Raw genomic sequence first — 7806 nt, 5'->3', positions numbered from 1 at the left:
CCCCGACACCACCCCCCCCCGGATGCCGCTGCCCCCGCGTTCACCCCCGGCGCGCCCCCCGGCGCGCGCCGTCCCCGCCTCTTCCGCTGTCCCTTCGCCTGCCTCGACGTCCCCGACGTCGACCCCGCGGGCGGTCGTGCCCGGGGCACTGTGGCGTTACTTCCCCAAGACGCCTTCGTGCTCCGGGAACGGAACCGCTTCCCCCGGCCCCCCGCCCCCGCCCCTGCCGATCGTGGGTGCCGATCAGTGTGGGGAGGCCCGCGTGCGGTGCGCCACGCGGATCGGACGACTCATGGACGTCATGCCCTGCTCCTGTTCTCTTCCCCGAACGCGAACCCGGCGGTTGCGCTCCGAGCGGTTGTGCTCCGAACAGGGACTTGTCTACAGGGCGTCAAACAGAGCGCACAACGGGTACTTGACACATTTGATCACTAAGAGTGAATCCGGCCCAAGAAACGGTTAAAGAGGTTTTTCCTGCGAGTGGTTGTCGAACGGGCCCACGACGGAGCGCAAAAGCCCTGCCAGCACTGCCTGTTGGTCGCGCGTCAGGCCCGCGAGGATGGCCCGCTCCTGGCCGAGCAGGTCGGCCATCGCCGAGTCGACCCGATCGCGGCCGTCCTCGGTCAGGCGGACCAGCACGCCCCGGCGGTCGTCGGGGTCGGGCAGGCGCAGCACCAGGCCCTTGGCGGCGAGACGGTCGATCCGATTGGTCATCGTGCCGGAGGTCACCAGGGTCTGGGTGAGCAACTGACCGGGCGAGAGTTGGTACGGCGAGCCGTTGCGGCGCAGGGCCGACAGCACGTCGAACTCCCACGGTTCGAGGTCGCGCGCGGAGAAGGCGGTACGCCGGGCCCGGTCGAGGTGACGGGCGAGTCGGGTGACCCGACTCAGTACTTCGAGCGGTTCGACGTCGAGGTCGGGGCGCTCCCGCTTCCATGCCGCGACAAGCCGGTCGACCTCGTCTTTCATGGCGCCAGTCTAGCGAGTCGTTAGATGCCGAGCCTCTTGATATCGAGATAAAGAGTCGGCAATATCCGATCTTGTCCCGAGGCCGTCCAGGCCCCCGAAGGGCGGTAGATCCGCTGTCCGGCGGCCGATCGGGCGGCCAGGGCGGAGCCCATGGACCGTACCCGCCGTCGGCCCCGCCCACTGCGGTGGACCGCGCCCGAGCGCGTCGAGGAACTCGGCCGAGCAGTCGGGCGGGGCAGCCCGGGTGGGCGGTCCCGCCCGCGCGACTCGTCCCGTGGCTCACGAGCTGCGGCGGCCCACCAATCGGGGCTTGGGTTCGATTCCGGACAGGCCGTTCCACGCGAGGTTGACCAGGTGGGCCGCGACGTCCGCCTTTTTGGGCTTGCGCACGTCCAGCCACCACTGGCCCGTCAGCGCGACCATCCCGACCAGCATCTGCGCGTACATCGGCGCGAGCTTGGGGTCGTAGCCGCGGGACTTGAACTCCAGGCCGAGCACGTCCTCGACCTGCGACGCGATGTCGCTGATCAAGGACGCGAACGTGCCCGTGGACTGGGCCACCGGCGAATCCCGCACGAGGATCCGGAACCCGTCGGTGTTCTGGTCGATGTAGTCGAGGAGGGCGAACGCCGCCTGCTCCAACAACTCTCGTGGGTGACCACCGGTCAGGGCACTGGTCACCATGTCCAACAGCGCGCTGGTCTCGCGGTCCACAACGACCGCGTAGAGCCCTTCCTTGCCCCCGAAGTGTTCGTAGACCACCGGCTTGGAGACCCCTGCCTTGTGGGCGATCTCCTCGACACTCGTCGCGTCGTAGCCACGCTCCGCGAACAGTGTCCGACCGATGTCGATCAACTGCTCCCGTCGCTCTTTTCCGGTCATGCGCACACGACCGCCGCCGCGCGGTGCACTCCGCCTGCTGCTCTCGGTCACTGCCCCATCATGCCGCGCGGCGAGCCGCGACCCGTTCCCGGTCCGGCCAACGAACATCGGAGACCCAGTGGAGCTTCTCCATCCAGCGGATCAACCGGGCGCTGCTGTCGAGTTGGCCGCGCAGTACGCCGTGCCGCGCGCTGGTCTGGTCGGCGTGGTGCAGGTTGTGCCACGACTCGCCCATCGAGGGGATCGCGAGCCACCACACGTTGCCCGAACGGTCCCGGGATTTGAACGGGCGCTCGCCGACCGCGTGACAGATCGAGTTGATCGACCACGTCACGTGATGCAGCACCCCGACCCGGACCAGGCCCGCCCAGAAGAACGCGGTGAGGGCGCCCTGCCAAGACCACGACCACAGGCCGCCGACCAGCGCGGGGGCCGTGAGCGAGACCGCGACCCACAGCGGGAACTGCCGGGACACGCGCACCATGTCGCGGTCCTTGAGCAGATCGGGAGCGTACTTCTCCTGCGACGTCTGCTCGACGTCGAACAGCCACCCCATGTGCGCCCACCACAGGCCCTTGGTCAGCGCCCCCACGCTCGTCCCGTAGCGCCACGGCGAGTGCGGGTCGCCCTCCTTGTCGGAGAATTTGTGGTGCTTGCGGTGGTCGGCGACCCAGCGCACCAGCGGCCCTTGGACGGCCATGTTGCCCGCGATCGCGAGCGCGATGCGCACGGGACGCTTGGCCTTGAAGGACCCGTGGGTGAAGTAGCGATGGAATCCGATCGTGATGCCATGGCCGGTGATCGCGTACATCACGACCGCGATCACGACGTCGCGCCACGACAGTCCCCAACCCCAAGCCACCGGAATCGCCGTCGCCAGCGCCACGAAGGGCACGCCGATGAAGAGCCCGAGCGCGATCTGCTCGGCGAGGTGCTTGCGCTCTCCGCCGAGCGTCCCGCGCGACACGGGTCCGCCGTCGGTGGTCGCCGGATCGGCTTCGAGCACGCCGGTGCCGGGAGAAGGGGTCATAGGAGTTCCCTCACAGGTCGGGGGCGGGTCACGCTACGACTCCGTAACCTACGGACCCGTAAGTTTTGTCAGTATGGCAGGTCATGACTGGAAAGTGAGGTCTCCACACGCCTTCCTGCATTCGAGCCCCTTTCCCGGCAATTGCCTTCCGTTCCACCGCTTCCCGCGCGCCTCCCGCCCATGCGCGCGTTCGCCGACGGGCGTCGGGGCGGCCCGCGCGGCGCCGGCGAGTGTCGATGCCCGGGGGTTATTCGCGCACGAAGGGCCGGGGGGCCGGCATAGTGGGTGCCGTGAAAACGGGACGTGCTCGCCGGTCGAGCCGAATGCCCGATTCATTCCGCTATGGTGTAACTCGGCAGCACACGGGGTTTTGGTCCCCATGGTCCAGGTTCAAATCCTGGTAGCGGAGCCTTCTCGCAGCAGCGCTATCCTCGTAGAGCCCGGTTCGTTCGGCTCGGCTTTGTCGTGCCGTCATTCGTTTCTCTCGAGTCGGCCGGTCACCGAGTCGGCCGACCTCGACAGACATCGGGCGTCCCCCGCCAGCGAAGCCGAGGAGCCTTGCTCTGTGAGCCCCATCCGCCCGGCTGCCGTCGTCGTACTTGCTGCGGGTGAGGGCACCCGCATGCGTTCCAAGACCACCCCGAAGGTCCTGCACGCCCTGGCCGGTCGCGCCATGGTGGGACACGTGGTCGAGGCCGCCCGACGACTGGACCCGGAAGACCTGATCGTCGTCGTCGGCCACGGCCGCGACAAAGTCGCCGCCTACCTGACCGAGTTGGACCCGGCCGCCCGCGTGGTGGTCCAGGAAGAACAGAACGGCACCGGTCACGCCGTGCGCGTCGCCCTCGAAGGGCTCGCCGTGAACAATCGGGAGCCCGACGGTGTGGTGCTGGTCACGTGCGGGGACACCCCGCTGCTGACCGCCGACAGCCTCGCCGCCCTCGTCGAGACGCACAGCCGGGAGGGCAACGCGGTGACCGTGCTGTCCGCGGTCGTGCCGGACCCGGCCGGCTACGGTCGCATCGTTCGCGAGAACACCCCCGACGGGCGCGGCGCGGTCACCGCGATCGTCGAGCACAAGGACGCCTCCGCCGCCCAGCGCGCGATCGCCGAGATCAACTCCGGCGTGTACGCGTTCGACGGCAAACTGCTGCGCGAGGCGCTGACCCAGATCACCCCGCACAACAGCCAGGGCGAGGAGTACCTCACCGACACCCTGCACGTGCTGCGCGAGGGTGGGCACCGGGTCGGCGCGGCCGCGGCCGTGGACCACCGGGAGATCCTGGGCGTCAACGACCGGGTCCAACTGGCCGAGGCCCGCCGGGTGTTCAACGACCGTCTCGTCGAGGCCGCGATGCGCTCCGGCGTCACCGTGATCGACCCGGCCACCACCTGGATCGACGTGGACGTGACGTTCGAGCCGGACGCGATCGTGCACCCCAACACCCAACTGCACGGCGCCACGAGCATTGCCGCCGAGGCGATCGTGGGCCCCAACTGCACGCTGCGCGACACCGTCGTCGGCGAGGGTGCGCACGTGTACAACACCACGAGCGAGGGCGCCGAGATCGGCCCCGAGGCCACCGTGGGCCCCTACACGTACCTGCGTCCCGGCACTCGCCTCGCGCGCGGCGCCAAGGCCGGCGGTTTCGTGGAGATGAAGAACGCCGTCGTGGGCGAAGGGTCGAAGGTCCCTCATCTGTCCTACGTCGGGGATGCGACCATCGGGGTGGGCGCCAACATCGGCGCGGCCACGATCTTCGTGAACTACGACGGCGTGAACAAGCACCACACCGTCGTGGGTGATCACGTGCGGGTGGGCAGCGACACGATGCTGATCGCGCCCGTCGAGATCGGCGCGGGTGCCTACACGGCCGCCGGATCGGCGATCACAGAGGATGTCCCACCGGGGGCGATGGCGGTGGCGCGGGGGCGCCAGCACAACGTCGACGGATGGGTTGCGCGCAAGCGCGCGGGTTCGGCCTCGGCCGAAGCCGCCGAACGCGCGCTCTCCCGCACGCTGGGTGGCGCGGAGGACGTGCGGAGTACGGCCGGGCCGAACGACGGTTCTGCCGAGGCGATTGGCAAGGAGACGGTGCAGTGACCGGGCTAAAGGTGACGCCTGAGCGCAAGCTCATGCTCTTCACGGGCAGGGCCCACCCCGAACTTGCGAAGGAGGTGGCCTCGGAGCTTGGTGCTGATCTCGTTCCCACCAAGGCCTTCGAGTTCGCCAACGGGGAGATCTACGTACGGTTCGAGGAGTCCGTACGAGGTTCCGACGCGTTCGTGATCCAGAGCCACACGGCTCCGATCAACACGTGGATCATGGAACAGCTGATCATGATCGACGCGCTCAAGCGGGCTTCCGCCAAGCGCATCACCGTGATCGTGCCGTTCTACGGCTACGCACGGCAGGACAAGAAGCACCGCGGCCGCGAGCCGATCTCGGCCCGCCTGATGGCGGACCTGTTCAAGACCGCGGGCGCCGACCGACTGATGGCCGTGGACCTGCACACGTCGCAGATCCAGGGCTTCTTCGACGGACCCGTGGACCACTTGTTCGCGCTGCCGCTGCTCGCCGACCACGTCGGCAAGCGGGTCGACCGCGAGCGGCTGACGATCGTGTCCCCGGATGCCGGCCGGGTGCGCGTGGCCGACCAGTGGACGGACCGCCTCGGTGCGCCGCTGGCGATCATCCACAAGCGTCGCGACCCCAACATCGCGAACGAGGTGACCGTCCACGAGGTCGTCGGTGACGTCAAGGGCCGCACGTGCGTGCTCGTCGACGACATGATCGACACCGGTGGCACCATCTGCGCCGCCGCCGACGCGCTCTACGACAACGGTGCCGCGGACGTCATCGTCGCCGCCACCCACGCGGTCCTGTCCGGGCCCGCCGTGGATCGACTGAAGAACTCGCGCATCAGCGAGGTCATCGTCACCAACTCGCTCCCGATCGAGGAGGAGCGTCAGTTCGACAAGCTGACGATCCTGTCGATCGCCCCGATGGTCGGTCGCGCGATCCGCGAGGTCTTCGAGGACGGTTCCGTAACGGGCCTCTTCGACGGCCACGGCTGAGCCGTAGTCTCCACAACAGTCGCCTCGGCGCCTGAAAAGCAGTAACCGACGTACGTCGCGCGGCCGTTGGGCCGCGCGACGTACGCGCACCTGCCCGTTGTTCCCGGTCCCTCGGGTCGAATGGGGGGCGCGTTTTCACCCCTTGGAGTGGTGTTGCGCCCGACCCGATTTCGGGGTGACCGAGAAGAGCGGGTAGGCTAACGGGGTTGCCCGGCGAGGGATGCGCGCTACTTGCTCCGTGATCGACGCGGTAGTTGTGTGTCGTGTGCTCCTCAAAGGCTTTCTGGGGACCCGGTGCCACTCGGGCACCTGTGTACCGACTCCGATGCCGATCGCTCGCCGATCGTTTCTCTGGAGCCGGTTCGCATCACGGGGACCCCGCCCCGCCATCCGCCACCGCGTCGTTCGAGGAGTACCCGTCGTGTCCGAGGTCCGTATCGTCGCCGAGCCGCGTTCCGAGTTCGGCAAGGGTGCCGCCCGTCGCGCCCGTCGCGCGGGTAAGGTGCCGGCCGTCCTCTACGGTCACGGCTCCGCTCCGCTTCACCTTGCGCTTCCGGGCCACGAGCTCATGCTCGCGCTCAAGACCCCCAACGTCCTGTTCTCGCTGGACATCGACGGCAAGGCGCAGCTCGCCCTGCCCAAGGACGTCCAGCGCCACCCGATCAAGCGTCACCTGGAGCACATCGACCTCCTGATCGTCCAAAAGGGCGAGACGGTCACGGTCGAGGTCCCGGTCACCACGGTCGGCGAGATCGCCCCCGGTGGTCTCCTGGAGACCGTCGTCACGGCGCTCCCCGTCGAGGCCGAGGCGACCGCGCTTCCCGAGAAGATCGAGATCGACGTCACCGGCCTGCAGCCGGGTCACTCGGTCCACGCCAAGGACATCAAGCTTCCCACCGGTACCGTCCTCGCGGGCGACCCCGACGCCGTCATCCTGCACATCCTCACGCCGTCCGCTCCGGAGCCGACCGCCGAGGAAGCCGCGGCCGACGCCTGATCCGGTCTGTCGCAGACGGTTTGTCGTAGTAGGGCGAACGCGGGGACAACAGCATCATGAGTGAGTCGCAGGCCCACGCAGCCACGGACACGAGTCCCTGGCTGGTCGTGGGCCTCGGCAATCCCGGACCCGAGTACGCCGGGAATCGCCACAACGTGGGTTTCATGGTCGCCGACCTTCTCGCCGAGCGGATGCGCGCGAGGTTCAAGGCGCACAAGACGCGCTCGCAGGTCGTGGAGGGCCGACTGGGCCCACACCGGTTGGTGTTGGCGAAGCCGCAGTCGTTCATGAACCTGTCGGGCGGTCCGGTCACGGCGCTGCGCGACTTCTACAAGATCCCGACCTCGAACATCATCGCGGTCCACGACGAACTGGACGTCGACTTCGGCGTGCTGCGCCTCAAGCGTGGTGGCGGCGACAACGGGCACAACGGGCTGAAGTCGATGACCAAGTCGCTCGGACCCGACTACCTGCGGGTCCGATTCGGCATCGGGCGCCCGCCGGGGCGGATGGACGTCGCGGCGTTCGTGCTGCGGGACTTCTCCTCGACCGAGCGCAAGGAACTGGCCTTCGAGGTGGACCGGGCGGCCGACGCGTGTGAGGCACTGGTGCGCGAGGGGTTGGAGCAGGCGCAGAACCGTTATCACTAGCCCTGGGGCTGCGGTTTCGCCTTTGGCGGGCTTGGGATGTGTTCCCACCCGCACCACCCGTTACGTCTGATTCGCGGCTGCGGTTTCGCCTTTGGCGGGGTTGGCATGTGTTCCCACCCGCACCACCCGTTACGTCTGATTCGCGGCTGCGGTTTCGCCTTTGGCTGGGTTGGGATGTGTTCCCACCCGCACCACCCGTT

Annotated in this window: 7 protein-coding genes and 1 tRNA gene; 5 read left to right on the top strand and 3 right to left on the bottom strand. The window is 68.4% G+C overall.

The annotated features are described in order from the left end of the window. Positions 1-459: 459 nt before the first annotated feature. From GT354_RS19920 to GT354_RS19910, 3 genes are all read right to left on the bottom strand, one after another. Positions 460-969: a MarR family transcriptional regulator gene (locus GT354_RS19920; RefSeq protein WP_161357650.1), complete on the bottom strand. Its 510-nt coding sequence runs from the start codon at positions 967-969 to the stop codon at positions 460-462. A gap of 279 nt (positions 970-1248) precedes the next feature. Beyond that, on the bottom strand, positions 1249-1851 hold the full coding sequence (locus tag GT354_RS19915; RefSeq protein ID WP_161357649.1) for a TetR/AcrR family transcriptional regulator: 603 nt from the start codon (positions 1849-1851) through the stop codon (positions 1249-1251). 58 nt (positions 1852-1909) lie between these two features. Next, positions 1910-2881, bottom strand: coding sequence for an acyl-CoA desaturase (locus GT354_RS19910; protein WP_202512074.1), 972 nt, complete (start codon positions 2879-2881; stop codon positions 1910-1912). 336 nt (positions 2882-3217) lie between these two features. Between GT354_RS19910 and GT354_RS19905 the strand changes: the two genes are divergently transcribed. The 5 genes from GT354_RS19905 (at position 3218) to pth (ending at position 7606) form a co-directional block, all read left to right on the top strand. Next, a tRNA-Gln gene (locus tag GT354_RS19905) sits at positions 3218-3290 on the top strand. Positions 3291-3446: 156 nt separating this feature from the next. After that, positions 3447-4985, top strand: coding sequence for a bifunctional UDP-N-acetylglucosamine diphosphorylase/glucosamine-1-phosphate N-acetyltransferase GlmU (gene glmU / locus GT354_RS19900; RefSeq protein WP_346012094.1), 1539 nt, complete (start codon positions 3447-3449; stop codon positions 4983-4985). Further along, positions 4982-5959, top strand: a complete 978-nt coding sequence (locus GT354_RS19895) for a ribose-phosphate diphosphokinase (RefSeq protein WP_161357648.1) — start codon at positions 4982-4984, stop codon at positions 5957-5959. The genes glmU and GT354_RS19895 overlap by 4 nt, the downstream gene beginning before the upstream one ends. A gap of 421 nt (positions 5960-6380) precedes the next feature. Continuing rightward, entirely contained in the window at positions 6381-6956 is a 576-nt protein-coding gene (locus tag GT354_RS19890; RefSeq protein WP_161357647.1) for a 50S ribosomal protein L25/general stress protein Ctc, read from the top strand. Positions 6957-7012: 56 nt separating this feature from the next. Continuing rightward, positions 7013-7606 (top strand): aminoacyl-tRNA hydrolase, encoded by a 594-nt coding sequence (pth, locus tag GT354_RS19885; RefSeq protein ID WP_161357646.1) that lies wholly within the window; start codon positions 7013-7015, stop codon positions 7604-7606. Positions 7607-7806: the final 200 nt, after the last annotated feature.

This window comes from Streptomyces sp. SID3343 (assembly GCF_009865215.1).
GTDB lineage: Bacteria > Actinomycetota > Actinomycetes > Streptomycetales > Streptomycetaceae > Embleya.
Note: the sequence above shows the minus strand (reverse complement) of the source record. Positions and strands in the feature narration are given on the sequence as shown.